Here is a 24480-nt window from a genome sequence, read left to right as displayed (position 1 = left end):
TTTTCTTCTTAAAACATTTTTCGTACCGCATCCCGCCCAATCGTTCCGGCGGCAATGCCAAGCTTCTCGGCAGTGAGAGTGACTGACTCCAGCGGAGCGTCCAGCAATTCTTCGATCGTTTTGACACCGACCGCTCGGCCCGCAATAATTTCCCGGCTAGCCAGCTTTTCATTCAACAGACCCACATCCAGGGCTCCGCACATGATATATCCTTTATCCGTCGTAACCGCCAGCAGAGTGGTCTTCGGCAGGCGAACCGTAACAGCGATGGCAGTTCCTTCGGCAAAATGAACAGGCTGTACCTCAATCATCGTGAGTTCCTCCTTCTTTTCAGCTTCACGTAGGCGCGCTACCATCCTATGATATTGCTGGCCGGAAGGTGTCAGTCATCAGTGGATCAGAGAGACGGGCGGACGCTCGTCATCCATCGCTACCTTTCGCTTCATGACTTCAATCATGTAGGTGGCCAGCATATGAAACAGCTCTTCTTCGTCCATCTCCGTCACAAGCTTGATGAGATCCTGATGGGATTGTTCGTCCAGAATACCTACGATAATCGCAACGATGTCTTCCTCGTCGCCGTTGAAGTGCCCTTTGTACATCTCGTATACTTCATCGATAAACCGCATGGGCTGCCCCCTCCTTTTCCCTGTTAGCATGCCCTATTCCACGGCCTGCTTTTCGTCAGGAAGGCGCCAGGGGGAGCCAGCGAGGCTGGAGAGCCGCGGCAATCAGCTCCGTATCAGCCAATGTTTGGGCCAGGATTTCCCGAAGCATTTCCGGGAGGTAAAAACGGACATCGGCCCCTTCCGCCAGTTCGGGAAACATTCGATTAAACATGAACATATCGATGGTACCTACGCGATAGGTGCGTCCGGCATCCAGCGCTTCTCCGTTGACCTCGACCCTTGAAATTCGCGGGCTGTCCCCCGTTTCATACCATACGTGGAGACCGTCTATTCCCATCCATCCCGTCACCTTGCCGCGGAAGCCGAATCCCCGCAGCTCCCGATTCACGGTCTGCGGCTGGATCGACTGCTGCAGCACTTTGTAAAGCTGCTCGCCGGTTATCGAAACAGCGCACGGGTTGATCGGGTGGGGTACGCAGTGAAGCAAATCCCGATAGCTCACCCTTCCATTTTTCAAAGGAGCGAGCAAAAGGCCGTTGTTGGCCAGGCCCACCTCTGCTTGTGTCCATTTTCGCAGTGATGCGGCCAGAATCGAGCCGAACGCCGTTTCTTCCGTCCAGGAGATATTCAGGTTGACCGAAAGCTCAACCGCCGTCTGATCGAGCCGTTTTTCTGCCGCCTCCTGTTTTTTGGCTAAGAGGGCGTCTAATACCGGTTCAGACGGATACTCGCTGGAAACAAGCAGCTCTGCAGATGCCTCTCGCACTCGTTTCGCCACTCTGTCCCACACCAGCCGCACATGTCCGACGTGGCGGCCAAACACGCCTGTTTGCGCCACCAGTGTGCCGTTGATGTGTTCGCCCCGCTCCAACTGATGATGAGTGTGGGCTCCCAAAATGACGTCCACTCCCTGAAGCTCTCGGGCCAGCCTGCAGTCGTCGGGATAGCCCAGATGAGACAGCAGAACGATAACGTCTACATTCGGACGCAAGGCTGCCACTTGCTCCCGCAAATGCTCGAGAGGCTCTTTGGATTCCCAGCCGAGCAGCTTGTAAAACGGGGGAAAGGACGCCGTGACACCCAAAATGCCGACACGGAGATCGTCCCACTCATGAACGGCATGCGAGGCCGCCCAAGGCGGTATCCTGCCGGTTGCCGGATCGATCAGGTTTCCCAGTACAACTGTAAAGGTCGCCTGCTCATAGAGAGCATCCAGTCTTTCTTTCGGAAAGGTGATTCCCTCGTTGTTTCCTATCGTCACATACTCATAGCCGCTGTGGTTCAGCACTTCTACATTGGCCCGTCCCCATGTGGCTTCTGTCTTCACATCCATCCGGTCAGCGTGATCGCCGATGTCTACTGTCAATACATGCTCTCCCAGCGCTTCCCACCTCTGTCTGTTTTGCCGCAGACAAGTGGCAATGCGGGACATGCTGGAAAAATGGCTGTGCACGTCATTGGTGTGCAAAATATGCAAGGTACAGGTGTCCGCCACGACTTTCCCTCCCTTTTCTCTCTGGTATCTTTTCCGCTATGACGTCTATTGCGTTGGGTTTCCTGCAAGCCCGATTTACTTCGTCACCGCTTCCCCGATCATCTGAATCGCCATGCCCAAAATCAAGATGCGGAGCACCAGCACGATCGTCTGCCCTTTCATCCGGTTAGCCGCCAGTACCCCCAGCTTGCCTCCTGCCCATGCACCCGGAGCCAGCATCGCCGCGTACAACCAGTTCACATGGTCATGCAGGATATTTGTCGCCGACCCGACCATTGCGGAGAAAAAGATAACCAGCATGGACGTGGCAGCGGCAATATGGGGCGGAAATCGAAACAGGATCATCATCGCCGGCACCATCAAAATCCCTCCGCCTACGCCAAACAGCGAGGAGACGATCCCGACCAAAAAAGCGACAAAAACGGCAAGCCAGCGATTGTAGCCGTATTCGTACTCCACGCCTTCCGCATCGACAAATCGCCGCCGGACATCCCAGTTCACGCTGCGCGGCTTCAGTTTGTCCTTTACCATCATCAAGGCAAACATGCTGAGCTGAAACAAGCCAAACAACAGTGAAAATGCCTTTATTGGTAGTAATGTATTAAGATAGACACCGACAATAGCACCGGGAGCACTGCCCAAAAAAAAGAGCAGCGCGGTTTGGATATCCGCTCTTTTCTGTTTGATATAAGAAACGGAGGAGGACAGGGCCGTCACTCCAATCACGATCAATGACGTACCTGCCGCCATCTGCGGGCTGACAGAACCTGGTGCATATACGTTGCCGAGATAAAGCAACGCCGGGACGAAAAACATGCCTCCGCCCAAACCGGCGATGCTGCCGACGACTCCAGCGAACAGGCCGATAATGAGAAACATGCCTGCCAAAGCATAAATCATGTGCTACCCTTCTCTCTGATCTAGACTCCGCCTCCCCGTCCTTCCCGGAACGGGTCAGAAGAGCTCCAATTGGCGGGGATTAAGACCGACAGGGTCGACACCCAGCATTTTCATAAACTGCTTGGCGTTCCCCACTGCGTCTCCGCCGGAGTTGTTGTTAAACAGGATGCATACTTCCTGCGCTTCCTCTGCTACTCTGCGAATGCGCGGGACCCACTCGGCAAGCTCTTCCTCCGAGTACTTGTAGAGGTAGCGGACATCTCGCCATTTCTGTCCCTCGCCCGGATCACCCCATCCCGAGACGTTCCGCCCATGGAAGCGCACCAGAGCCAGGGACGGATTGGTCACCGCCTCTACGATAGGAACAGAGCCTTTCCCCGCTTGCGGCTCGTCGCACAAGACGTGTGTCGCATCGAGATTCCTCAGCAGCTCCAGTGTCTTTTCCCGAAAACGGGGTTCAAACCAGCTCTGGTGACGAAACTCGACAGCAACCGGATAAGCGGCCATCGTCTGACGGCAAGCCCGGAGGTATTGAACATGCTCACGCGTGCAGTCAAACCAAGGCGGAAACTGAAACAGAAGCGTCTTTAGTTTGCCCGCTTCTACCAATGGCTGAATGCTTTCCTCAAACTGGCGAAACAGCTCCCGCCGGTCTGCCGGAGCTTCGCCTCGCTGATGACCGGTCATCGCTTGATAAGGCTTGACGATAAAACCAAATGACTTGGGTGTCTCGCGCACCCATGTTTGATAGTGAGTCTGTGGTAAAATGGCGTAAAAGGAGCTGTCCAATTCCACGATAGGAAAATGACCTGCGTAGACGGAGAGCTTGTCCTGATTGCGCACTCCCTGGGTATACAGATCGTAATGGTCTCCCCAGCCGCACACTCCCACATGAATCGTATTCATGGATAGACAACCTCCAGGAGGTATATTCTATGTTTCCCGACCTGCTAGGCGAACCCTTTGGGTTTAAGCATACCAAAACATGTCTGGACCGAAAAGTAGCGAAACGCCTCCTGGCCGAAGCCAAGGAGACGTTCCCTCTGGAGTATTCTGCTCTGTTGGTGGGCCATAAAGCCAGTATTACCGGCCATATCCCGATGCCCTCCGCCCATCACACCACCGATGCCTTCAGATGGGACGGCTCCGCTTTTTTCCAGGCGCTGCAGATCATCAGACAGCGAGAGCTGCAATGGCTCGGAGTCCTGCACAGTCACCCGACTGCCCCGCCTGTACCCTCCGCGGCCGATCACCGCGGCTGGCATTACCCCCAATTGGGCTATTGGATACTGGGATTGGCGGGTGATGACCCCGAACTGAGGCTCTACCAGTGGGAGGGCGGGTCCTTTTTGGAGCGTACTTTCCAGCTTTATGATTCGCCTCTACTTTAAGCTTCCGGTCTGGTTTTGTGTCTGGTTATGTCCGATCTGGTCTGTTCTGGTTTAGTCCGGTCTGGTCTGTTCTGGTTTAGTCCGGTCTGGTCCAGCCTGGTCAGCTCAAAACCATACTCCATCCTGCTTATGTAGAAATCAGGCTATTTCTCTTGTCCCGGACTTTGTGGTTGGCTGACAGCATCGGGTGGAGCGATTGTCGCAATCGAGCTCGTATCCTCGCCTACAGGAACTTTTTTCGCAGTCTGCACGGGCGGAGCGTATCCGCCGGTCTGATCTGCTTTCATGAAGCTGGAAATGATCTTATTCATATCTACACCGGAGACGTCCTTGAGCATTTCCGGCAGTTGGGCCATCAGCTTGGTGACGTTTCCGCTCAGGCGGTTGACGCCGTCTCCCTGGCCTCCGCCGGCATCGACGATCGTTACCTTGTCGATCGCTTTCATCGGCTCGGCAATCTTGCCTGCCAGCTCTGGCAGCATCTTGGCGATAATGTCGAGGACAGCGGCGTGGCCGAATTTCTCGAATGCTTCCGCCAGCTTCTGTTTCCCTTCTGCCTCTGCTTCCAGCTTCAGGCGGGTTACTTCCGCTTCCGCACTTCCTCGCGCCTTCTCGGCTTCGGCAATCGCAAGCCCTTCCAGACGCTTCTGCTCGGCCTGTGCCTTTGCCTCTGCCTCGATGCGGTACTTGAGCGCGTCCGCCTCGCGGATTTTCTTCGCTTTTTCCGCTTCTGCCGCCTGCTCTACAGCATAGCGGTCGGCATCCGCCTTTTTCTTGACCTCGGCATCGTACTGACGCTCGCGGCGCAGAATTTCCTTCTCTTCCAGCTCGATCTCTTTTTGCTTTCGGACGATCTCGATCTTCATTTCCTCTTCCGTTACCTGCTGCTTGGCGACTGCCTCCTGGAGCTTGTAGGCTTGGTCAGCGGAAGCTTTCGCCTTGTCCTGCTCTTGCTTGAACGCAGCGATTTTCAGTTCCTTTTCTTTTTCCGACTCGGCGATGTGCGTCTCTTTCAACAGCTCTGCCTTGCGCGCCTCCTGCTCGGCCTGTGCCTGACGAATCCGCGCTTCCTTGTCCGCCTCCGCCTGCGAGATCGTCGCGTCCCGCTTCACAGCGGCAATCTGGGGAATCCCCAGCGCTGCCAGGTAACCGTTTTTATCGCGGACATCCTTGATCGTAAAGCTGACCACGGAGAGCCCCATTTTTTTCAGGTCTTTCGCGGCAACGGCTTGCACCTCTTGGGCGAAGCGCTCCCTGTTCTTGTAGATTTCTTCTACCGTCATACTGCCCAGGATGGCCCGCAAATAGCCTTCCAGGACTTCCTGCGCCTCTGACTTGAGGGCGTCATCCGTTTTGCCCATAAACTGCTCGGCTGCTGTAGCGATATCCTCAATGGAGCCGCCTACCTTGATAATAGCCACACCGTCGGCCATGACCGGAACGCCCTGCTCCGTGTACACCTCGGGCGTGGATACATCCAGCTTGTGCGACAGCAGGCTGAGGAAATTGGCTTGCTGGAATATTGGCAAAATAAAGGCGCCGCCGCCGCGGACGATTTTCATTTTGCGTCCGGTTTCATCGCTCATGACGTTTTTGCTGCCCAAAAAGCTTCCCGTCACGATCATCGCCTCATCTGCGCCGACTGTCTTGTAGCGGGCCCAGAATGCGATTCCCAAGACGACAAAGACGGCGACGACAGCGACGACTGGTACGAAAAAGGTCGAATCCATCATACTCATCACACGCTCTCCTTTTCCATTGGATTTTGAAAGGGAGTGACATACAGAACGTGATCCCGGACATCTATGACCACGACGCGCGTTCCCTCGCGAATGGCTTCACGGTCAATGCTGGCCGCCATGTGATTGGTCGTGCCGCCGACCATGGTAATCAATACTTCACCCAGCCCTTCAGCCGGTATGCTCGTCAACACCTCGCCTACCATGCCTTCCAGTTGTTTCATCGAATAGCCGATCGAGCTCTCCGCATTTTCCATCGGTTTGACCCAGACAAAGTAAGCGGCAGCAGCCAGCATTAGCCCAATCGCTACAGCTATCGCAAAGACGAACCATTGTGAAAAGGCAGTAAACCGGGTCAATAAAAAGCCGCTGGCTCCAAATGCTGTCAAGGCGCTGACCAAAAGAATCGGCTGCAGCACCGGGAGATCGATTTGACCTAGCAAGTCCGAAACGGTATCCCCGAAAAAGAGCGTTATCAACGTATACAGAAGTCCCGTACCCATGCAGACAAGATAAATGATGTCCCACGTATCCATCCTGTCACCCCTTTCCATTTATGTCTCTATTTTTCATACGAACCAGGACGGAAAATGTTTCAAAATGGTGAATGTTTTTGTCGGGCGGTGCCGATTCCGAAGGATCACTGTCGCCTGGGGCATTTACGGCGCACTCGCTGGAAGGAAAATCCACGTATGTATATGCATCGTTCCGCTCTACTCCCTCTAGTAAGAAAGACGGACCAAATGGCATTCGGATTCTTGTCTTGTCATGAAACAGCGGCCCTGCTGCAAAACAGGACCGCTGTTTCTATGAAAGCATATTGCCAAGATAGCGAGGCATATAGCCGGTTTCTGTCAAAGCCTGTATCACCTGTTCGCGGCGGCCTGGATGGAACAGCGGCAGGGAGCGGAACTCCTCCAGCGGAACCCAGCCCGCCCATTCAATCTCTTCATCCTCTAGTCCTCCCGGGATTGGCGTCTGGTCCTCCCCGATCAGCCTGGCCAGCACCCCAATGCCAATGGTGTGCTTCCCGTTGCCGGTGCCATCAATTCTCTCGTCCACCCATAGCATCCGGTCAAACTCGACTAGCAAACCGGTTTCCTCCCACACTTCCCGGCGAGTGGCATCCGGGATTGTTTCGAGATAATCGACGACCCCTCCAGGCAAATTGTAGCAGGGATGGCCTGAGCATTTTTCCTTGATCACCAAAATCTCACCCTGATGCTCCACCACGACGGTGACCCGCATACGAATTTCGTTCATTTTTGCTCGCTCCCTTTACATGACAGGGGGACGCATGACATCCAGAGAGTTGACCTCAGCATCCGCAAACTGTCTCTCCAAAGCTGCCAAGCCTTCGCGGCTCAAAAACTCTGCCTCCGACCCGGATATCGCGTGCAGCATTTTGAACCAGACTACATCGCTGCCATTGGTAAAGAGATCAAACCCCTCTACTTCAAAATCAGCGGGGGTAGCGAGGACAAACTGCAGACTCGAGCCCTTTTGGATCGGCTTGCCGAGTGCGAAAACATCCCCGTTTGCAAATCCTCTGCCTGTTTCTTCCCAGCGGCGTGCGACCTCGGCGGCGACCCGACCCAAGTGCGAAATGAAAGCGCCATCAAAATGGTACGAGTAGAGCATGCACTCGACTCCTCCACTCCTGTGCAGCTCCAGCGTAGTGTATGTCCACCAGCCGCGCTCGCGCGTAGGCGGAAACACGGCAAGCAAAGTATCCGCCTTTTCCGTATAATAGAGCTCTCCGTCACTGCCAAACAAGCGGGAGCAGTGGTCGTACAGCTGCCTTGCCACCAACATATGTGCGTCCCCGTTCTTTTTAGTCGTAAAATGATGACTTCATCTGTTACAAGACAAGCCCAGGCTTTCTTTCCAATGGAAAGAACCCACCCGGTCAGCAAATGCTGCACCAGGCGGGACCTCTTGGCAAGACGTGACTGTTTGTACCAAAAGCATGTCTGTTTGCTTGTAGAATTTCTTGATATAGCCAGACTTTTACTTGCAGGCCCTTTTACATTATAACATAGCTTCGAGGCCCATAGCCTCTTCCAAACGCAATTGCTTGCGTGTTTAACAGCCTTCCAATATGATGCCCGGATGATCCCACATCTATGATATGCATCGGACATTCATTGAGTGAAACCGTGACAACCAGAAACCCGCATGAAACCATTTTGAGAATTCCCTGGTTTGCTGTATCGGCTTAAACAAATTCTTACGTTGGTAAGCTTCATAAAGGCTAAAAGAGTAGCGAATATAAAAAATATTGTTTTATCGTTGAAACGAAACTGTTAGACTTTGGAACAAACCATTATATAACAATAACAAGTCAGGAATGGGGTACCTATTTGGACTCAAAAAAAGCGTCATCGGGCAAGAAAAGAAAAACAAGCGGGAAGAGTGAGTCTTTACAAAATGTAGACGAAGCAAGACTGCTGCCAGACTCGGGTCCATGGATGAACAGTGCTCTCTTCCCCGACAGTTCCATGTATGCCATGGCCGTTACGAAGCTTCGGGCCGCGGGGTGTGTATTTGCTGAAGAGGAAGCCCGGATGCTCCTCTCTGCAGCGCAAACGCCGGCGTCGCTCGCCGCCATGGTAGATCGGCGGGCGGCCGGCTTGCCCCTCGAACATGTCATCGGCTGGGCAGAGTTCTGCGGCCTGCGGATCGCCGTAGACCCGGGAGTCTTCGTACCCCGCCGCCGCACCGAGTTTCTCGTTCATCAGGCCGCTGCGCTCGTCCGTCCGGAAGCTGTCGTCGTTGACCTGTGCTGCGGCTCCGGTGCGGTGGCAGCCGCTTTGGCCGCAGCCTCGGAACGAATCGAGCTGTACGCTTCAGACATCGACCCCGTCGCGGTCCGGTGCGCACTCCGCAACGTCACCGCCGCTGGCGGCCATGTATACGAAGGAGACCTCTTCGAACCTCTCCCAGGCAACCTCCGGGGACGTATCGACGTCCTGGTCGCCAACGCGCCTTACGTCCCCACCGAGGCGATCAGACGGCTACCCCCAGAGGCCCGTATGCACGAGGCATTGCTGGCCCTCGACGGAGGTACAGACGGGCTTGACATCCAGCGGCGTGTAGCGGGCGCAGCGCCCCTCTGGCTGGCACCGGGCGGCCATCTGCTGGTCGAAACCAGTCAGCGCCAGGCTCCGTTGACTGTCGAGATCTTCTCTCAAAGCGGACTGATACCGCAGGTAGCTAGCTCCGAGGAGCTGGATGCCACTGTGGTCATCGGAACCAGGCCTGTCCTAACGATTTGAAAACACAGAAGCAGCCCTCCGTCGATAGAACCGCTGGAGGGCTGCTTGTACATTCCTATTATTCTGGACAGGGTTTGAAGGTAAGGAAGTTCCAAGAAGGTTCAATTTTGTTGTTTCAAGTTCAAAAACTTTCTAAACTCAATCCCTTGTGTACTGTTTGGAAGTATCCCGCTCTTTGCATCTGAAGTAAATGGCATCCACTGCCAATCTTCCCCTCCGACAAAGCCAAGTTGTGACCATCTATCAAGCAAGTCAATGAAGTTATTTGCAAGTATGCAGCCATGACTCGTGCATCCATCATGGCTTAGATAAACAATTGGAGGATCTTCCCCCTGGCTTAGGTCAAAGGCAAGAAAATCACCATTCCCTACATCATAAAAAGACAGCTTGTCATGCCATACAGCATCATAAGGATCATGTGGGTCAGGAAATACCACTCTTATCCACTCTAGTCTGTCCTGTTCTAACTCAACTAATTTAGACAGATCCCAATGCATATCTCCGGAAAATATTCCTCTAAACTTTTCCGGTAATGCAATTTCATCAGGGAGAAACCATCTGAAACGGAATCGGGCTGAAAATTCCAAAAGAACTTTTTTGAAACTTCCCGGCAAGCAAACATGTAATTGCTCTTCAATATCCTTGATCTGTTTATCCGAAGCGGGTTGTTTTTTAATGATCTCGTAAACCTCGCCATTCAAGGATTTAATTCGGTCTCCAAATGTATAAATTCGACTCATGAGAACATCGTAGTTCATCTTTACATACTGTCCCTCCGTCTGTACTGAGACTCGCTTCCATCTATTGTATCATCCAATTGTTTAAAAAAGTAAATCCCTAAAAAACTAATGGTTCATTTTTTATCGCTCTTCATCTGGAACGTGAGGATGGTGCAAACAAAAATACGTGCCCACGCAACCAGGCACGCAAGCGTGAGGTCGCAATGGACACGTATCTGTTTGTTACAAAGAAGATTGAAGACGATTCACTCGCACTATATGAGCAATGCGTCCAAAACCAAATATGGGCTAAATGGGGGCAAAGCCCGTTTCGGAAGCCGGAAACCCTTGTGGTGCAAGCGTTAACCGATAGAACCTTCCATCTCGAACTTGATCAGTCGGTTCATCTCGACAGCGTATTCCATCGGCAGTTCTTTTGTAAACGGCTCGATGAAGCCCATGACGATCATTTCAGTCGCTTCGGCTTCGGACAGGCCGCGGCTCATCAGGTAGAAGAGCTGGTCTTCCGATACCTTGGAAACCGTCGCCTCGTGCTCAAGCGTGATGTTGTCGTTCATGATTTCGTTGTATGGAATCGTGTCCGAGGTGGACAGTTTATCCAGAATCAGCGTATCGCATTTGATGTTCGACTTGGAGCCTTCCGACTTGCGGCCGAACTGAGCCAGTCCGCGATACGTTACTTTTCCGCCATCGCGAGAGATGGACTTGGAAATAATCGTGGATGTGCAGTCCGGAGCCAGGTGGATCATTTTCGCACCTGCGTCCTGATGCTGTCCTTTGCCTGCTACGGCGATAGAAAGAACGGTACCTTTGGCACGCGGTCCTTTCATGATCACCGCAGGGTATTTCATCGTCAGCTTGGAACCGATGTTGCCGTCGATCCACTCCATGTTGGCGTCAGCGTATGCAACCGCACGTTTGGTCACGAGGTTGTACACGTTGTTGGACCAGTTTTGGATGGTCGTGTAACGGCAGCGAGCGCGTTCCTTGACGATGATTTCCACGACTGCGGAGTGCAGGGAGTCTGTGCTGTAGATCGGTGCGGTACAACCCTCTACGTAGTGCACGAACGCATCCTCATCGACGATGATCAGCGTGCGCTCGAACTGACCCATGTTCTCCGAGTTGATGCGGAAGTACGCTTGCAGCGGCGTTTCTACCTTGACGCCTTTTGGCACGTAGATGAAGGAACCGCCGGACCATACAGCAGAGTTCAGCGCCGCGAACTTGTTGTCCGCCGGCGGGATGACTGTCGCGAAGTACTCCTTCACGATGTCAGGGTACAGCTTCACGGCAGAATCCATGTCGCAGAAGAGAACACCCAGTTTTTCCAGGTCTTCCTGCATGTTGTGGTACACAACTTCGGATTCGTACTGGGCGGATACGCCGGCCAGGAACTTCTGCTCGGCTTCCGGAATACCCAGCTTGTCGAAGGTAGCTTTGATTTCTTCCGGTACTTCATCCCAACTGCGGCCCGCTTTTTCAGACGGCTTCACGTAGTAGGTGATTTCGTCAAAGTTGAGGTCGTCCAGATCGCCGCCCCATTTCGGCATGGGCAGCTTTTCAAAAATTTCCAGTGATTTCAGGCGGAATTCCAGCATCCATTCCGGTTCTTCCTTGATGCGGGAGATTTCCTCCACGATCTCGCGAGTCAGACCCTTCTTGGTACGGAAAATGGAGACGTCCTTGTCGTGAAAGCCGTACTGGTATTCCTGTATTTCCGGGGCTTTTTTCGCCATGTGATTTCACTCCTTACGATTTATTCATGTCCAGCCTGCTTGATTCCCTGCTCCAGCGCCTTCCAGGCCAGGGTAGCACATTTGATCCGCGCCGGGAATTTCGTTACTCCGGAGAGCGCCTCGATGTCCCCCAGATCGACAGAATCGTCGACTTCTTTTCCCTGCATCAAATCGGAAAAGAGCTGAGCCAGCTTGAGCGCTTCCTCTACAGGCTTTCCCTTGACTGCGTCCGTCATCATCGAAGCGGATGACATGCTGATGGAGCAGCCTTCTCCGAGGAACTTGGCATCCGAGACAATTCCGTCCTCCACTTTCAAAGAGAGCGAAATGCTGTCGCCACAAGTCGGATTGTTCAAATTGACGATGAGTCCTTCCGATTCCTCCAGCTTGCCGCGGTTGCGCGGTTTCTGGTAGTGGTCCATAATCACGCGGCGGTACAGATCATCAAGAGAAGACATTGCCGAAAAACTCCTTCGCCTTTTTCAAGCCCGACAGGAAAACATCCACTTCTTCTTCGGTGTTGTACAGATAGAAGCTGGCACGCGCACTAGCGGTGACATTCAGCCAGCGCATCAGCGGCTGGGCGCAGTGGTGACCCGCCCGGATGGCAATCCCGTGGCTGTCGAGCACTGTGGCCAGATCATGCGGATGAACCTCTGACAGGTTGAAAGTGATTAAACTGCTGCGGTCCTTTTTGGGGCCGTAAACGGAAACTCCGTCCATTTCGAGCATTTGCTCCATCGCGTACGCCACCAGCTTTTTCTCGTGGCGCTCGATTTCTTCCATGCCGATCTCCTGCAAAAAGTCGATCGCCGCGCCGAGTCCGATCGCGCCGGCGATGATCGGCGTGCCGCCTTCAAACTTCCACGGCAGCTCCTTCCAGGTAGAGTCATACAGCTCTACGAAGTCGATCATTTCGCCGCCAAATTCCATCGGCTCGGTTTTCTCCAGAAGCTCGCGCTTGCCGTAGAGCACGCCGATCCCGGTCGGCCCGCACATCTTGTGAGCGGAAAACGTGTAAAAGTCGCAATCGAGATCTTGCACGTCGACCTTCGTGTGCGGCGCTCCTTGCGCCCCGTCGACAAACAGGACAGCGCCGTGCTGGTGGGCGATTTGTGCGATTTCCTTGATCGGCGTCGTATCGCCCAGCACGTTGGAAATATGGTGAATGGCTACGATTTTCGTATTGTCGGTTATGGTTTCCCTGACAGCGTCCAGCGTAATCGTACCGTCCTCTGCCAGCGGAATGAATTTGAAGGTAGCTCCGGTAGCCTTTGCCGCCTGCTGCCAAGGGATGAAGTTGCTGTGATGCTCAACCACGGTGGTCACAATTTCATCGCCTGGCTTGAGAGTAGCGCGGGCATAGCCGTACGCTATCGTATTTACCGCGGTGGTCGTTCCCCGCGTAAAGACGATCTCTGCCGTTTCACGGGCATTCACGAAGGCACGCACTTTTTCGCGCGCCTCCTCGAATTTGTCCGTGGCCCGGCTTCCAAGCGTGTGAACCCCGCGATGCACATTGGAGTTGACCTCCTTGTAATACGCATCGATTGCTTCGATAACCTGAATCGGCTTTTGCGAGGTGGCCCCATTGTCCAAATACACCAGCGGGTGGCCATTTACCTCTTGGTGAAGAATGGGAAAGTATTTCCGAAGCTCCTTGGCATTCATTTAACCCAACTTCCTTTCGAGCGCCTGACGAAGCCGGTTGCGAACCTCTTCAACCGGAATCTCGGCTACGACAGGGTCCAGGAAGCCCAGGATAATCAGGCGTTCTGCATCCTGACGTGTGATTCCCCGAGACATCAGGTAGTAGATGCTCTCTTCGCTGACGCGGCCTACGGACGCTGCGTGGCCTGCCTTTACATCATCCTCGTCGATCAGCAGGATAGGGTTGGCGTCCCCGCGGGCTTTTTCGCTCAGCATGAGAATGTTCTCAGCCTGTACGCCATTTGCCTTTTCGGCGCCTTTTTCGATTTTGGTGATTCCGTTCAAAATGCTGGTCGCTTCATCCGTCATGACGGCTTTGCTGACCATGTCGGACTCGGAATGAGTACCGATATGCTGTACTTGGGATGTCAGGTTTTGACGCTGGGAACCGGTACCTACCGAGATGCTCTTGGTCTCGGCGATAGAACCGACCCCTTGGAGGATGGTCGTGTTGTTTGCCACAGTGTTTCCGTCGTTCATCTCGCCCAAGATCCACTCCATCTTGCCGTCGCGGTCCACGCTGGCGCGGCGGAAGGAGTAGTCGTGCACTTCGGTGGAAAGAGAACGCACGGATGCGACTTGCACGGTTGCTCCTGCGCCTACATATACTTCAACAACGCTGTTTGCTACCATATTTTTGCCTTCGCCGGATACATACGTGTCTACGTAAGTAACCTTGCTGTGCGCTTCCGCAACGATCAGCACGTGCGGACAAACAAGCGCATCATCGCCTGCCACTTCAAATACGGCTTGCACAGGCACGCTTACTTCCACGTTTTTGGGAACGTAGAGGAAAACGCCGCCATTGACCACTGCTGTGTGCAGCGCGGTCAGCTTGTGCTCATCATATTTTACGACAGTGCCCAAGTATTTTTGCACGAGCTCGCCGTGTTCTTTCAGCGCAGTTGCCAGGTCGGTAAAGATAACGCCCTGGTTCTTCAGCTCTTCGTCTGCGGACTGAAAAACGACGGATGCGTTTTTCTGCACGATCAGACTTTTTACGCTATCTGCATCGATTTGTCCTTTGACCAGATCGTCCAGCTCTTGGGCTGTTGCCACTTTGCCGGAGGTTTGGAACGGTACAAACTGATCGATATTCCACTTGTCTATTTTCGTTTTCTCCAAGACGGGCAGTTGCAGCTCGCCCGCTGCCTTCAGACCGGCCAAGCGCTTTTCCAAAAACCATGCAGGTTCAGAATTAGCCTTGGAGAACTCGGTGATCGCTTCGGAATCGAAGCGGAGCTGTATATCTACACTCATCTCACTGCTGCCTCCTTCTCTTACACGTTTGCGTTGACGGTTTCATCGACGATGCCGAGTTCTTCCTTGATCCAGTCGTAGCCTTCCGCCTCCAGGCGTTCAGCCAGCTCAGGACCACCGGACTTCACGATTCGTCCTTGCATCATCACGTGTACGAAGTCAGGCTTGACGTAGTTCAAGAGGCGCTGGTAGTGGGTAATGATCAGGAAGCCGCGATCAGCGGAACGCATTGCATTTACGCCGTTCGCTACCACTTTCAGCGCGTCGATGTCGAGACCGGAGTCGATTTCGTCGAGAATGCAAATGGCAGGCTCCAGCATCATCATTTGCAGAATCTCGTTGCGCTTCTTCTCACCGCCGGAGAAGCCTTCGTTCAGATAACGGTGGGCAAAAGCTTCATCCATTTCGAGGGCGCCCATTTTCTTGTCCAACTCGCGGATGAACTTCATCAGCGAAATTTCATTGCCTTCGCCGCGGCGTGCGTTGATCGCAGAGCGCAGGAAGTCCGTGTTGGTAACTCCGCTGATTTCGGACGGATATTGCATCGCCAGGAACAGACCTGCGCGTGCGCGCTCGTCCACTGCCATTTCCAGAACGTCTTCGCCGTTGAGGATCACTTCCCCATCGGTTACTTCGTATTTCGGGTGGCCCATCAAAGTGGAAGCCAGGGTGGATTTCCCCGTCCCGTTCGGTCCCATGATCGCGTGCACTTCTCCGCCTTTGATCTCGAGGTTGAGACCTTTGATGATTTCCTTGTCTTCAATCTTGGCGCGTAGGTTTTTTATCTGCAAATGCGGTACTGCTGTCATTTTCTTTTCCCTCCATGACACTCAAAAATGAGTTGACTTATTCTCAATCCATTCTCAATACCCATCTTATAATAAGAATAATTATAAATCAAGGAATGAAACATATCTGTAATTTTTAAATCATTATATTTAAAAAGTATCACCTCGTTGACCGGGCATTTGCTTATTTTGGCTAATTTTGGAGAAATCATGCGGATTTCTCTCAAAGTGGCTGCGGATATGTTTTTTGGTGCGGTCCCGGCTTTGGTGGTGGAGATGAACAAGGAGAAAACGGCTGCAGGTTCGGTGGGCCACTGCGAGGGAGCTGAACTGTCCGGCTCCATTCCAAAAGCAAAACCGCGTCCAAAAGCAGTAGACACGTTGAGGGGTCTCAGAGTTGGACGCTAAAAGCGTGTTTTGCTTTTTCCATTCCGCCTTGGAGGTGTCCCAAAGACCTTTTCCGTTTTCTCCTTTTTCATCTCTACAGCTTGGTTCTTCGACCGCAACTTATTGCCAGCAATTCAAGAAGGGCTGTTCCCTCTTGCAGCAGTTTGAACCGATGCAAAGGGACAGCCCCAGGAATATCCTATATTTCTCTGTATCGCTTGATAGCTTGATTTCTCGCATGCGATTTCAGGTCGCCTTTGCCTGCACATTGCCGACTCGGCGTTGCCACGCATGTTCGCTATTCATTATTCCCTGTTCCTTGCTCCCGGTCTTACTGAACCTTTGGACCTGCTGCAGCGATTTCGGCTGCATTCGGGAACTTCTTCTGGAAGTTTTCGATAAAGCGGTTGGCCAGATCGCGGGCCTGCTTGTCGTAGGCGTCTTTGTCCGCCCACGTGTTGCGCGGGAGCAGGACTTCCGCCGGGACGTTCGGGCAAGAGGTTGGCACTTGCACCCCGAAAGTCGGGTCTGCCACATAGTCGACCTTGGCCAGCTCGCCGTTCAGAGCCGCGGTGACCATTGCGCGGGTGTAGGACAGCTTCATGCGTTTTCCTACGCCGACCGGTCCGCCGGTCCAGCCGGTATTGACCAGGTACACCTGCACGTCGCGCTCATCGATCTTTTTCCCGAGCATTTCCGCGTAGACGACTGGGTGAAGCGGCAGGAACGGGGAACCGAAGCAAGTGGAGAATTCGGTTTGCGGAGTGGTCACGCCGCGCTCTGTCCCAGCCATTTTGCTTGTATATCCGGACAGGAAATGGTACATTGCCTGTTCTCTTGTCAGTTTGGAGATGGGCGGAAGCACTCCGAACGAGTCAGCTGTCAGGAAAATGATCACATTCGGATGACCGCCGACACCTGGGATTACAGCCCCTGGAATGGCTTCGACCGGATAGGCTGCCCGGGTATTTTCCGTGTATTTGTCGCTGTCGTAATTTGCCTCGCGAGTCTCAGGATCGACTTCCACGTTTTCCAGCACTGTACCGAACTGGATCGCTTTCCAGATCTGTGGTTCGCCTTCTTCGGACAGTCGGATGCACTTGGCGTAGCAGCCTCCCTCGATGTTGAACACGCCGTTGTCAGACCAGCCGTGCTCGTCGTCGCCGATCAGGAAGCGGTCCGGGTCAGCGGACAATGTTGTCTTTCCTGTTCCTGACAGACCGAAGAAAAGAGCCACATCTCCGTCTTTGCCTACGTTTGCTGAGCAGTGCATCGAGAGAACGTTTTGTTCAGGCAAAAGCAGGTTCATTACGCTGAAAATCGATTTTTTCATCTCGCCGGCGTATTCGGTACCGCCGATCAAAACGGTTTTTTGCTCAAAGCTGGTGATGATGAACGTCTCCGAGTTGGTGCCGTGCACTTCCGGATTTGCCTTGAAGGTAGGTGCGTATACTACGGTAAACTCCGCTTTATGGGCTGCCAGCTCTTCCGCGCTCGGGCGAATGAACAGCTGGCGGGCAAACAAATTGTGCCACGCGTATTCATTGACCACCCGGATCGGCAGGCGGTAGGTTTCGTCCGCTCCGGCAAAGCCGTCGAAGACAAACAGTTCTTTTGTTTGCAGATATTCCATGACGTCCTGGTATAGCACCTGGAATTTTTCCGGGGTAATCGGCTGGTTCACAGGGCCCCAGTTTACTTTATCGTGTACGGATGCTTCGTCCACTACGAATTTGTCCTTTGGGGAACGGCCCGTAAACTTACCTGTCAACGCGTTGAGCGCCCCTCTATCTGTCATCATGCCTTCGCCGCGCTGTACCGCCATCTCAACGAGCCTTGCGACTGGCAAGTTTGCATACACCTTTGTATTAGCCAGTACGTCAGCAAGCTTGTGAACCGTCTTGGTTTCCATGTGTGAACGATCTCCTTCCCGTATCTATCCGTTAACATGTTTTCTAATCATCGTTGATTTGCAATTAGTATATCACATTTGATCAAATAAGCTACAAGATTTTAATTTTTAGGTGTGAAGAAAATGTGAAGGCTCGTCCCACAAACGCAAGACTCCCTATATTATATGACATTTGTCGAAAAACAACATTCAAGGAAACAGGGAACCTGCGGAAAATAGCAAAGGATTAGAGCAACAGACCGTCGCTGCCTCCCTAGCCACATCTGCAGCCTTTATTGCTTCTCTGCCAGGTTTGGAGGGTTTTTGGTCCGGACTACATGAACCGCGTACCCATCCGGCTTGATTTCCAGACAGTTCAACTGAGATCCATACACGCAAGCGCCATCAATCCCGATTTTCCTCTCCCCAAACCATACATCCGGCTTTTCGTGCAGCGTACTGCAAGTCGTGTGGCCAAATACAACCGTTCGCGCTTCCTTCACCGGCTGATGATAAAAGGCATCCCTGATCCAGATCATCTCGTAGGGAGGAGTCTCTCTCCAGTCCTCGTACGCCGGATTGATGCCTGCATGCACAAAAATATGCTCTTTCGTCTCATAATAATAGGGCAATTGCTGCAAAAATGCGACTTCCTCCGCATAGTGCTGCAAAATATGCTCCCTGGCACTCTGGAGCTTCTGGTCCGTCACTTCATTTTGAAACCAGTCGGTACCGCAAAAGCTCTCCAGCGTGGCTTTGCCGCCATTGCGCAAATACCGTTCCGTCTTTTGCGGCTCGCCGCTGTAGAGAAACTCGAGGAACATCTCATCGTGATTTCCTTTGATGGCAATCGCTTGCTGCTGCTCTGTCAATGCTTTCACCCGTTGCACGACTTCCTTGCTTTTGCAGCCTCGATCAATGTAATCCCCGAGAAGAATCAGCTTGTCAGAATCGGCGTCAAACGAAATTTGTTCAAGCATTTCACAAAATTCATCATACATTCCGTGAATATCGCTTATGACAAAGGTCCTCACTTGTCCATATCCCCTTTTATCCTTTCTCAATCTCGCAGACTACCCCATCGCCCTGCGGATTTCGGCCTGGATCGGCAAATGATACGGACACGCTTGCTGACAAAGCGGCTGTTCCCTGCACGGCTCGTAGGTCATACACTGCGCAAACTTGTCAGCCGACTGCTGCCACATCAGTTCCCCCGCTTCCAAAAGCCCGTATTTCTGGCGATACCTCGAAGGAATCAGCGTATCCGGAATCCGTATCCCCAAGGGACATGAGCAATAGTTGCAGCGTCTGCAGCCGTGCTCATCCAGCCCCGCTGCCATTTCCTCCAGAGCGGCGCGTTCCTCCGCGTCTACGCTTCTCTCCAGCGCCGCGATGTTGGCATCTACCTCGGCGATGCTCTGCATTCCGGAGAGCACGACATGGGCTGATGATGCGGCTGAATAACGCAGCGACTCCGTTACCTTCGACAGAAAGGGACCGGAGATCGGCTTCATCGCGATCATTCCGACATCCAGCGATTCGGCCATTGGCATCAGCTCCCGTTTGGCAAAGGGCTGTACCATGCTCAGGTGAAACAGCACGGTGGCAAACGGATAATCCCGAAGCCAACGGGCCAGCAGCTCAGGACGATGGCCGGTAATCCCAATATGCCCGATGTATCCTTTCGACTGCAGCTCCTCCGCCGCGCGTATGGCGCCGTCTGCCGCTCTGACCTCCCGGTACTCCTGCGGATAGTTCACGTAGTGAATTTGCAAAATGTCCACATAGTCGGTCCGCAGCAATCGAAGGCTCTGTTCGATCTCCTGTTTTGCCTCCCCGTAGCTGCGCTTCATCGTCTTTGTGGCCAGCACATACTCGGAACGGCGATGGCTGATGGCGCTCCCCAGCTTCTCCTCGCTGTCTCCATAACTCGCGGCAGTATCAATATATGTAATGCCGCGATCCAGCGCATGATTGATCACGCGATCCGCTTCCGTATGGCTAATGGCCCGCAGGCGCATGGCGCCAAAGCCTAGCTTCGATACAGTCAATCCTGTTTTCCCCAGTATGCTTGTCCTCACGCCATGTACCCCTCCCTGGGATATTATAGCATGCCTGAAAAATAAGAAGCGCCGCTTCGCTCACGAGCACGTGAGTCGAAGCAGCGCATCGAGTTTCAATTGGTCCCGCAGCGGCCCTCTTATGGTAACAGACTGTCTGGCACTGATGTAGAGCAGCTCGTCACCGGCAAACAGTCTCTGCAAATCGCGCTCCTGTCCGCTCACCACCAGGTGCACCGGCTCCTGCCACCCTGCCCTGGTAATTCCCCCCGGCGAAAAGCGCAGGCAATGCCGCGATTGTGCATCCTCGGCGACGATTCCCACACATCTCTCCCAGCCGCCTGTGATGCCCTTCAAGTAAGCTTTGCCTTGTATTTGACCAGCCACCCGTTCCAGCAAGGAATCCAAACCTTCTCCATTCATCACCGTCGCCCCCTTCGCCTTCTCCCATCAAGGTTCTGGGCAGCCAGAGTCGAATCCTTTGACGAGAGGTGAGAAGCGCTGTCGGTCTCTGTCAAACGGTTTGCCTTTTTCTCGACAAGCTTTTGCTTGCACGGAAACGCCCATTGGCCTGCGCTTGTCTTGTGGAGCATGCAAAAAAGGCACCTGTTGCGAGACGCTGCAGCATCTCCCAAAGGTGCCTCTCGTATATCTATTCATCCAGCTCGTCTTTATCCAGCCGGACCTCCAGATGATGCCCGTCCGGCGTTTCAAAGTAAAGGTTGAAGCTGGTCGGACGCGTAATCGGTCCGCGGTAGCAGATATTTTCCGCTTCCAGTTTGTCTACCAGATAGTCCAGCTCGGCACGGCTGGTCAGGGAAAAAGCGATATGGTCCACTTGCCCGACACCGTTTTTTCCTTCCTCGCCCTCATAGGCATGGAGACCAATCCGTGTGTAAGTGCCAATTTGAAAGTAGATAGGCGCTCCTTCTTCGATGTCTTCTTCCGGGATGGGGACTTCCAAAATATCCTTAAAAAAACGAGCTACCTTCACCACATCCTGACAATTTAACGCGATGTGATGCACGCCTTTCAAATGAAACATTTACACTGCCTCCCACGTCAACTCAGGTCACGCGCTGCGCTTTGACATTTCCTTCCGTCGGTTGTATTGCTTCAAACGATCACTGAGTCGTTTGAGCCTGAGCATCAGCGCTTCACGCCAGTCGTCGTCTTTCAGTTCTTTTGCGACGCCCAGCAAATCAAGCGATATATCAATCTGTTGCTTCAGCACGTCGGCGAAGCTGCCCGCTTCATCCGTCATGGTACAATTCTCAAACAACTCGGATGTATTGTCAACACTAACGAAATCGGCAAAGTCAACTTCCGGCGCCCGATCCCCTTGTGCGTATTCCACCAAAATTTCGTATTCTCCCTCAATAGCAGGGTGAACCTCTATTCTATCACAAACCGGACAAAACATGATCGGCACGTTGTGAACCAGCGTCTTGTAATGACGAACCGAGCCTATCGAGCCTATCATTCCGGCACCACAGCAAAAACTCATGCCTCTCCCTCCTTTTTGCCAAACAAAACGTATGACCATTCTCCCTCGTCCATCAGAGGAACAAAAGTCCCGACCGCAAAGCATTTCTGTTTCCTTCCCTGTAAAAATCGCAAATGCAACTTTCTCAAAAAAGTTTTGCGGTCTTTTGTCTTTCTTGCATTGTAGCGTATAAGAAGGTGTTGTCTCTAGTCGAAAATCATACCAGTTTGCAAAGGTTGGAACGTATTTCTATTGTAGCGAAAAATGACCGGGATGACCAATGTTTTCTGACTAATTTGAACATTTTACCAACAATAGGCCTATCCTGCCAATTTTGTATAATGGTTAGAGTCGGCGGTTTTAAGCTTCCACAGATTGGGAATAGGATAGAGACGCCTTTTTGAGAGGAGAGGTATCATGTTTCGATTTAAAAGCATTCGTACCCGCACACTAGCTATCATGCTCCCTGTGATCATGGGGACGTTGGCACTCGTGATGGGCGTGTCGGCCTTTACCGCGCATTCCCTCCTAACTGAAGAAATCGGAGAGAAGATGCGCAAAGAGCTTGGCATGGTTAGCGCGCGAATTGAAAGCCAACTGGAATCCCATGGCAAGGTGACCGAGGCTTTGGCAAAGACCATTGAGATCGCCCCTTCCTCCTACAAGCTGCAAGACCTGCACGCTCTGCTGAAAAAGACTGTACCTTTGCATGAGACATCATTTGGGATGGGCATCTTTATGGAGCCGTACAAATACGACCCCGCTATCCAGTACTTCTCGACATATGGCCAACGCTCACAAAGCACAGTCACCATGACCGAGGAATACAATGACCCGAGCTTTGGCTATACGGGGCAGGAATGGTACAAAAACGGTGCGTCTACCGACAAGCCCTACGTCTTTTCGCGCCCGTATTACGATGAAAAAATGAAGGCTGCCATGGTCACCGTCACTGCTCCTTTTTACGACCAAAACGGCAAGCTGATGGGCGTGACTACCGATGACCTCGAGCTGGGAAGCATTCAAAAGATGGTTTCTGACATCAAAGTCGGGGAAACCGGCTGGTCGTTCTTGATCGACAGCGAGGGAACCTATCTTTCGTTCCCCGACACCGCCAAGCTGTTGAAAGCGAATATTTCCGCTGACGAGAACGCTTCACTGGCGGCCATCAGCCGTACTTTGCTGGACGAGCCTGAGGGGCAAGCTGCTTTTACCGATCAAAACGGCAGCAATACCGTTTATTTTCACAAAATTCCCCAAACGAACTGGACGCTGGCTCTCGTGATGCCAGACGCGGAGCTATTGGCACCGGTCAACTCGCTTCTCTGGAAGCTCTCTTTGACAAGCGTCGCCGGAATTCTCGTGCTGGTCGTGGTGATTCACTTTTTCAGCCGTTATCTGTCCCGACAGCTCGACAAAACAAACAGGCTTTCACAGTCGCTGGCCTCGGGAGACTTTACTGCAACGATTCAATTGGACACAGCCGACGAACTGGGGCAAATGGCAAACAGATTCAACGAGATGACCGCTACCTTGCGCGAGACGCTGCAGCGCGTCAGCTTTCACTCCGAGCAAGTCGCGGCCACATCCGAGCAGCTGACCGCCAGCGCCCAGCAGACCAGCCAGGCTACCGAGCAGATCGCCGAAGCCGTGCAGGACATCGCCTACGGGGCAGATAAACAAGCGGAAGCGACTTCACGGGGCACAGAAATCGTCACACAGATCGCTTCCCACATTTCGCAAATTGAGGAAGCGGTAAAAACCGTCACCGAATCTACCTCCACGGTGCGGGATCAGGCAGCCGAAGGCAATCAGATGGCCAGCAAAGCCGTTGAGCAAATGCATCTGATCGAGGGCCAGATGACCCACACTTCCGACGTGGTCAACATTCTCGGACAGCGTTCGCAGGAGATCGGGCAGATGATCGCCTTGATCACGGATATCGCCGCCCAGACCAACCTGCTCGCGCTCAACGCCGCGATCGAAGCAGCCCGGGCCGGAGAACAGGGACGCGGCTTTGCCGTTGTTGCCGATGAGGTCCGCAAGCTCGCAGAACAGACGGCGGCATCCGCCGACCAGGTACACCGTATCGTGACAGACATTCAAAGCGACACGACCGCTGTCATCGCCGCCATGCAAAACGGATCTCACGTCTTGCAGGAAGGAATGACGTATGTGCAGACCACGGGACAAGCCTTTGAACAGATTTCACAGTCGACCCGCGTGCTGTTTGGCCAGACCGATGAAGTCTCATCGTATATGGCGGAGATCAGCAAGCAGATGGAGACGATGATCGAGGCTATTCAGGAAATCGCCCGGATCTCGGAGCAATCCGCCGGCAATACCCAGACGGTAGCCGCCGCTGCCGAGGAGCAAAACGCTTCGATGCAGGAAATCTCTGCAGCTTCCGCAATGCTCGCCCGGATGGCGACGGAGCTGTACGATTCGATTCGTTCGTTTAAGTTGTAGGCTTGGTGAGTAGAGGATAGGATGGCTGATGGCTGGCAGTAAAGAAGGTCATGAGGGCGTAAAAGCTCTCATGACCTTTTTGGTTGAGTCTGTAAAATATTTTGTGTAAACTCTCAACCTCTAAACTACAATTAGGAGTAGAAAGGTTGGGAGATTTTTATGATGTCAAAAGAGCAGATCAAGCAGTGGATCAAAGAGAAAAACATGAAGTCAGTGGACGACGTACAGTCAGCGTTAAAGGATCTATTCGCAGACACAATCCAAGAAATGCTGGAAGCTGAAATCGAGTCTTCTCTTGGATACGCCAAGCATGACATGAAAAACAAGCGGACAACCAACAGCCGCAATGGGTATAGCAAGAAAACCGTCCGTTCTGAGTACGGGGATGTCGACATCCAAGTCCCTCGAGATCGAGAGGGTGATTTTGAGCCAAACATTGTAAAGAAACATCAGTCCAATGTTACAGGGATCGAAGATCAAATTCTTGCCCTCTATGCCAAAGGCGTATCCACACGCGA

General features: G+C 52.9%; 26 protein-coding genes. 4 read left to right on the top strand and 22 right to left on the bottom strand.

Annotated elements, in window-relative coordinates:
• Positions 1 to 8: 8 nt before the first annotated feature.
• From EDM54_RS16075 to EDM54_RS16055, 5 genes are all read right to left on the bottom strand, one after another.
• Positions 9 to 311 carry a YunC family protein gene (locus tag EDM54_RS16075; RefSeq protein WP_003392376.1) on the bottom strand — a complete coding sequence of 101 codons (303 nt, stop codon included), beginning with the start codon at positions 309 to 311 and terminating at the stop codon, positions 9 to 11.
• Between the two features lie 78 nt (positions 312 to 389).
• On the bottom strand, positions 390 to 629 hold the full coding sequence (locus EDM54_RS16070) for a DUF6154 family protein (protein ID WP_003392377.1): 240 nt from the start codon (positions 627 to 629) through the stop codon (positions 390 to 392).
• A gap of 55 nt (positions 630 to 684) precedes the next feature.
• Positions 685 to 2124, bottom strand: coding sequence for a bifunctional metallophosphatase/5'-nucleotidase (locus EDM54_RS16065; RefSeq protein WP_003392378.1), 1440 nt, complete (start codon positions 2122 to 2124; stop codon positions 685 to 687).
• Between the two features lie 75 nt (positions 2125 to 2199).
• Positions 2200 to 3024 (bottom strand): sulfite exporter TauE/SafE family protein, encoded by an 825-nt coding sequence (locus EDM54_RS16060; RefSeq protein WP_024983062.1) that lies wholly within the window; start codon positions 3022 to 3024, stop codon positions 2200 to 2202.
• 54 nt (positions 3025 to 3078) lie between these two features.
• On the bottom strand, positions 3079 to 3930 hold the full coding sequence (locus tag EDM54_RS16055; RefSeq protein WP_122958451.1) for a DUF72 domain-containing protein: 852 nt from the start codon (positions 3928 to 3930) through the stop codon (positions 3079 to 3081).
• 29 nt (positions 3931 to 3959) lie between these two features.
• Between EDM54_RS16055 and EDM54_RS16050 the strand changes: the two genes are divergently transcribed.
• Positions 3960 to 4415, top strand: a complete 456-nt coding sequence (locus EDM54_RS16050; protein WP_003392381.1) for a M67 family metallopeptidase — start codon at positions 3960 to 3962, stop codon at positions 4413 to 4415.
• Positions 4416 to 4558: 143 nt separating this feature from the next.
• Here EDM54_RS16050 and floT read toward each other — a convergent pair whose 3' ends face one another.
• The 4 genes from floT to EDM54_RS16030 all read right to left on the bottom strand — a co-directional run bounded on the left by floT (position 4559) and on the right by EDM54_RS16030 (position 7969).
• Positions 4559 to 6154 carry a flotillin lipid rafts scaffold protein FloT gene (gene floT / locus EDM54_RS16045; RefSeq protein WP_171506383.1) on the bottom strand — a complete coding sequence of 532 codons (1596 nt, stop codon included), beginning with the start codon at positions 6152 to 6154 and terminating at the stop codon, positions 4559 to 4561.
• Positions 6154 to 6690 (bottom strand): NfeD family membrane protein, encoded by a 537-nt coding sequence (locus EDM54_RS16040; RefSeq protein WP_024983060.1) that lies wholly within the window; start codon positions 6688 to 6690, stop codon positions 6154 to 6156. The genes floT and EDM54_RS16040 overlap by 1 nt, the downstream gene beginning before the upstream one ends.
• A 271-nt stretch (positions 6691 to 6961) precedes the next feature.
• Positions 6962 to 7417: an NUDIX hydrolase gene (locus tag EDM54_RS16035; RefSeq protein WP_003392387.1), complete on the bottom strand. Its 456-nt coding sequence runs from the start codon at positions 7415 to 7417 to the stop codon at positions 6962 to 6964.
• 15 nt (positions 7418 to 7432) lie between these two features.
• A complete protein-coding gene (locus tag EDM54_RS16030; RefSeq protein WP_003392389.1) occupies positions 7433 to 7969 on the bottom strand; it encodes a suppressor of fused domain protein in 537 nt (178 codons plus the stop codon).
• Between the two features lie 656 nt (positions 7970 to 8625).
• Here EDM54_RS16030 and EDM54_RS16025 point away from each other — a divergent pair.
• Positions 8626 to 9432, top strand: coding sequence for a putative protein N(5)-glutamine methyltransferase (locus EDM54_RS16025; protein WP_051567328.1), 807 nt, complete (start codon positions 8626 to 8628; stop codon positions 9430 to 9432).
• Positions 9433 to 9533: 101 nt separating this feature from the next.
• On the opposite strand, the gene EDM54_RS16020 is transcribed toward EDM54_RS16025, so the two are convergent.
• The 13 genes from EDM54_RS16020 to EDM54_RS15955 all read right to left on the bottom strand — a co-directional run bounded on the left by EDM54_RS16020 (position 9534) and on the right by EDM54_RS15955 (position 21514).
• Positions 9534 to 10190, bottom strand: a complete 657-nt coding sequence (locus EDM54_RS16020) for an SMI1/KNR4 family protein (RefSeq protein ID WP_003392394.1) — start codon at positions 10188 to 10190, stop codon at positions 9534 to 9536.
• A gap of 323 nt (positions 10191 to 10513) precedes the next feature.
• Positions 10514 to 11911, bottom strand: a complete 1398-nt coding sequence (gene sufB / locus EDM54_RS16015; RefSeq protein ID WP_003392396.1) for a Fe-S cluster assembly protein SufB — start codon at positions 11909 to 11911, stop codon at positions 10514 to 10516.
• A gap of 20 nt (positions 11912 to 11931) precedes the next feature.
• Entirely contained in the window at positions 11932 to 12369 is a 438-nt protein-coding gene (gene sufU, locus EDM54_RS16010) for a Fe-S cluster assembly sulfur transfer protein SufU (RefSeq protein ID WP_003392398.1), read from the bottom strand.
• A complete protein-coding gene (locus EDM54_RS16005) occupies positions 12356 to 13582 on the bottom strand; it encodes a cysteine desulfurase (protein WP_003392400.1) in 1227 nt (408 codons plus the stop codon). Before EDM54_RS16005 ends, sufU begins: the two co-directional genes overlap by 14 nt.
• Entirely contained in the window at positions 13583 to 14881 is a 1299-nt protein-coding gene (gene sufD / locus EDM54_RS16000; RefSeq protein WP_003392402.1) for a Fe-S cluster assembly protein SufD, read from the bottom strand.
• Positions 14882 to 14901: 20 nt separating this feature from the next.
• On the bottom strand, positions 14902 to 15690 hold the full coding sequence (gene sufC, locus EDM54_RS15995) for a Fe-S cluster assembly ATPase SufC (protein WP_003392404.1): 789 nt from the start codon (positions 15688 to 15690) through the stop codon (positions 14902 to 14904).
• Complete coding sequence (locus EDM54_RS26230; RefSeq protein ID WP_141334137.1) at positions 15687 to 16049, bottom strand: hypothetical protein; 363 nt, start codon at positions 16047 to 16049, stop codon at positions 15687 to 15689. The genes sufC and EDM54_RS26230 overlap by 4 nt, the downstream gene beginning before the upstream one ends.
• Positions 16050 to 16387: 338 nt before the next feature.
• The gene (gene pckA, locus EDM54_RS15980) at positions 16388 to 17968 is read right to left on the bottom strand and encodes a phosphoenolpyruvate carboxykinase (ATP) (protein ID WP_003392406.1); all 1581 of its coding nucleotides are present in this window, start codon (positions 17966 to 17968) and stop codon (positions 16388 to 16390) included.
• A 272-nt stretch (positions 17969 to 18240) separates the two neighbouring features.
• Positions 18241 to 18981 (bottom strand): metallophosphoesterase family protein, encoded by a 741-nt coding sequence (locus EDM54_RS15975; RefSeq protein WP_003392409.1) that lies wholly within the window; start codon positions 18979 to 18981, stop codon positions 18241 to 18243.
• Between the two features lie 39 nt (positions 18982 to 19020).
• Positions 19021 to 20028: an aldo/keto reductase gene (locus EDM54_RS15970; RefSeq protein ID WP_003392412.1), complete on the bottom strand. Its 1008-nt coding sequence runs from the start codon at positions 20026 to 20028 to the stop codon at positions 19021 to 19023.
• A gap of 60 nt (positions 20029 to 20088) precedes the next feature.
• Positions 20089 to 20430, bottom strand: coding sequence for a hypothetical protein (locus EDM54_RS15965; protein WP_003392414.1), 342 nt, complete (start codon positions 20428 to 20430; stop codon positions 20089 to 20091).
• Positions 20431 to 20659: 229 nt separating this feature from the next.
• Positions 20660 to 21052 (bottom strand): VOC family protein, encoded by a 393-nt coding sequence (locus EDM54_RS15960; RefSeq protein WP_003392416.1) that lies wholly within the window; start codon positions 21050 to 21052, stop codon positions 20660 to 20662.
• Positions 21053 to 21079: 27 nt separating this feature from the next.
• Positions 21080 to 21514: a hypothetical protein gene (locus tag EDM54_RS15955; RefSeq protein ID WP_003392418.1), complete on the bottom strand. Its 435-nt coding sequence runs from the start codon at positions 21512 to 21514 to the stop codon at positions 21080 to 21082.
• 396 nt (positions 21515 to 21910) lie between these two features.
• Between EDM54_RS15955 and EDM54_RS15950 the strand changes: the two genes are divergently transcribed.
• Both EDM54_RS15950 and EDM54_RS15945 read left to right on the top strand, forming a co-directional pair.
• Positions 21911 to 23962 carry a methyl-accepting chemotaxis protein gene (locus EDM54_RS15950; protein WP_024983052.1) on the top strand — a complete coding sequence of 684 codons (2052 nt, stop codon included), beginning with the start codon at positions 21911 to 21913 and terminating at the stop codon, positions 23960 to 23962.
• Positions 23963 to 24166: 204 nt separating this feature from the next.
• Positions 24167 to 24480: transposase (locus tag EDM54_RS15945; protein ID WP_375371927.1), on the top strand; the 314-nt coding region annotated here is incomplete at its 3' end.

The organism is Brevibacillus borstelensis (assembly GCF_003710865.1).
Taxonomy (GTDB): Bacteria; Bacillota; Bacilli; order Brevibacillales; family Brevibacillaceae; genus Brevibacillus; species Brevibacillus borstelensis.
This window is presented reverse-complemented; position numbering and strand designations above follow the sequence as displayed.

Excerpts from the sequence above, each read along its gene's own strand:
- EDM54_RS16075 (WP_003392376.1), bottom strand. The coding sequence starts at position 311 with ATGATTGAGGTACAGCCTGTTCATTTTGCCGAAGGAACTGCCATCGCT.
- EDM54_RS16070 (WP_003392377.1), bottom strand. The coding sequence starts at position 629 with ATGCGGTTTATCGATGAAGTATACGAGATGTACAAAGGGCACTTCAAC.
- EDM54_RS16060 (WP_024983062.1), bottom strand. The coding sequence starts at position 3,024 with ATGATTTATGCTTTGGCAGGCATGTTTCTCATTATCGGCCTGTTCGCT.
- EDM54_RS16055 (WP_122958451.1), bottom strand. The coding sequence starts at position 3,930 with ATGAATACGATTCATGTGGGAGTGTGCGGCTGGGGAGACCATTACGAT.
- EDM54_RS16050 (WP_003392381.1), top strand. The coding sequence starts at position 3,960 with ATGTTTCCCGACCTGCTAGGCGAACCCTTTGGGTTTAAGCATACCAAA.
- floT (WP_171506383.1), bottom strand. The coding sequence starts at position 6,154 with ATGAGTATGATGGATTCGACCTTTTTCGTACCAGTCGTCGCTGTCGTC.
- EDM54_RS16040 (WP_024983060.1), bottom strand. The coding sequence starts at position 6,690 with ATGGATACGTGGGACATCATTTATCTTGTCTGCATGGGTACGGGACTT.
- EDM54_RS16035 (WP_003392387.1), bottom strand. The coding sequence starts at position 7,417 with ATGAACGAAATTCGTATGCGGGTCACCGTCGTGGTGGAGCATCAGGGT.
- EDM54_RS16030 (WP_003392389.1), bottom strand. The coding sequence starts at position 7,969 with ATGTTGGTGGCAAGGCAGCTGTACGACCACTGCTCCCGCTTGTTTGGC.
- EDM54_RS16025 (WP_051567328.1), top strand. The coding sequence starts at position 8,626 with ATGAACAGTGCTCTCTTCCCCGACAGTTCCATGTATGCCATGGCCGTT.
- EDM54_RS16020 (WP_003392394.1), bottom strand. The coding sequence starts at position 10,190 with ATGAACTACGATGTTCTCATGAGTCGAATTTATACATTTGGAGACCGA.
- sufB (WP_003392396.1), bottom strand. The coding sequence starts at position 11,911 with ATGGCGAAAAAAGCCCCGGAAATACAGGAATACCAGTACGGCTTTCAC.
- sufU (WP_003392398.1), bottom strand. The coding sequence starts at position 12,369 with ATGTCTTCTCTTGATGATCTGTACCGCCGCGTGATTATGGACCACTAC.
- EDM54_RS16005 (WP_003392400.1), bottom strand. The coding sequence starts at position 13,582 with ATGAATGCCAAGGAGCTTCGGAAATACTTTCCCATTCTTCACCAAGAG.
- sufD (WP_003392402.1), bottom strand. The coding sequence starts at position 14,881 with ATGAGTGTAGATATACAGCTCCGCTTCGATTCCGAAGCGATCACCGAG.
- sufC (WP_003392404.1), bottom strand. The coding sequence starts at position 15,690 with ATGACAGCAGTACCGCATTTGCAGATAAAAAACCTACGCGCCAAGATT.
- pckA (WP_003392406.1), bottom strand. The coding sequence starts at position 17,968 with ATGGAAACCAAGACGGTTCACAAGCTTGCTGACGTACTGGCTAATACA.
- EDM54_RS15965 (WP_003392414.1), bottom strand. The coding sequence starts at position 20,430 with ATGAATGGAGAAGGTTTGGATTCCTTGCTGGAACGGGTGGCTGGTCAA.
- EDM54_RS15960 (WP_003392416.1), bottom strand. The coding sequence starts at position 21,052 with ATGTTTCATTTGAAAGGCGTGCATCACATCGCGTTAAATTGTCAGGAT.
- EDM54_RS15955 (WP_003392418.1), bottom strand. The coding sequence starts at position 21,514 with ATGAGTTTTTGCTGTGGTGCCGGAATGATAGGCTCGATAGGCTCGGTT.
- EDM54_RS15950 (WP_024983052.1), top strand. The coding sequence starts at position 21,911 with ATGTTTCGATTTAAAAGCATTCGTACCCGCACACTAGCTATCATGCTC.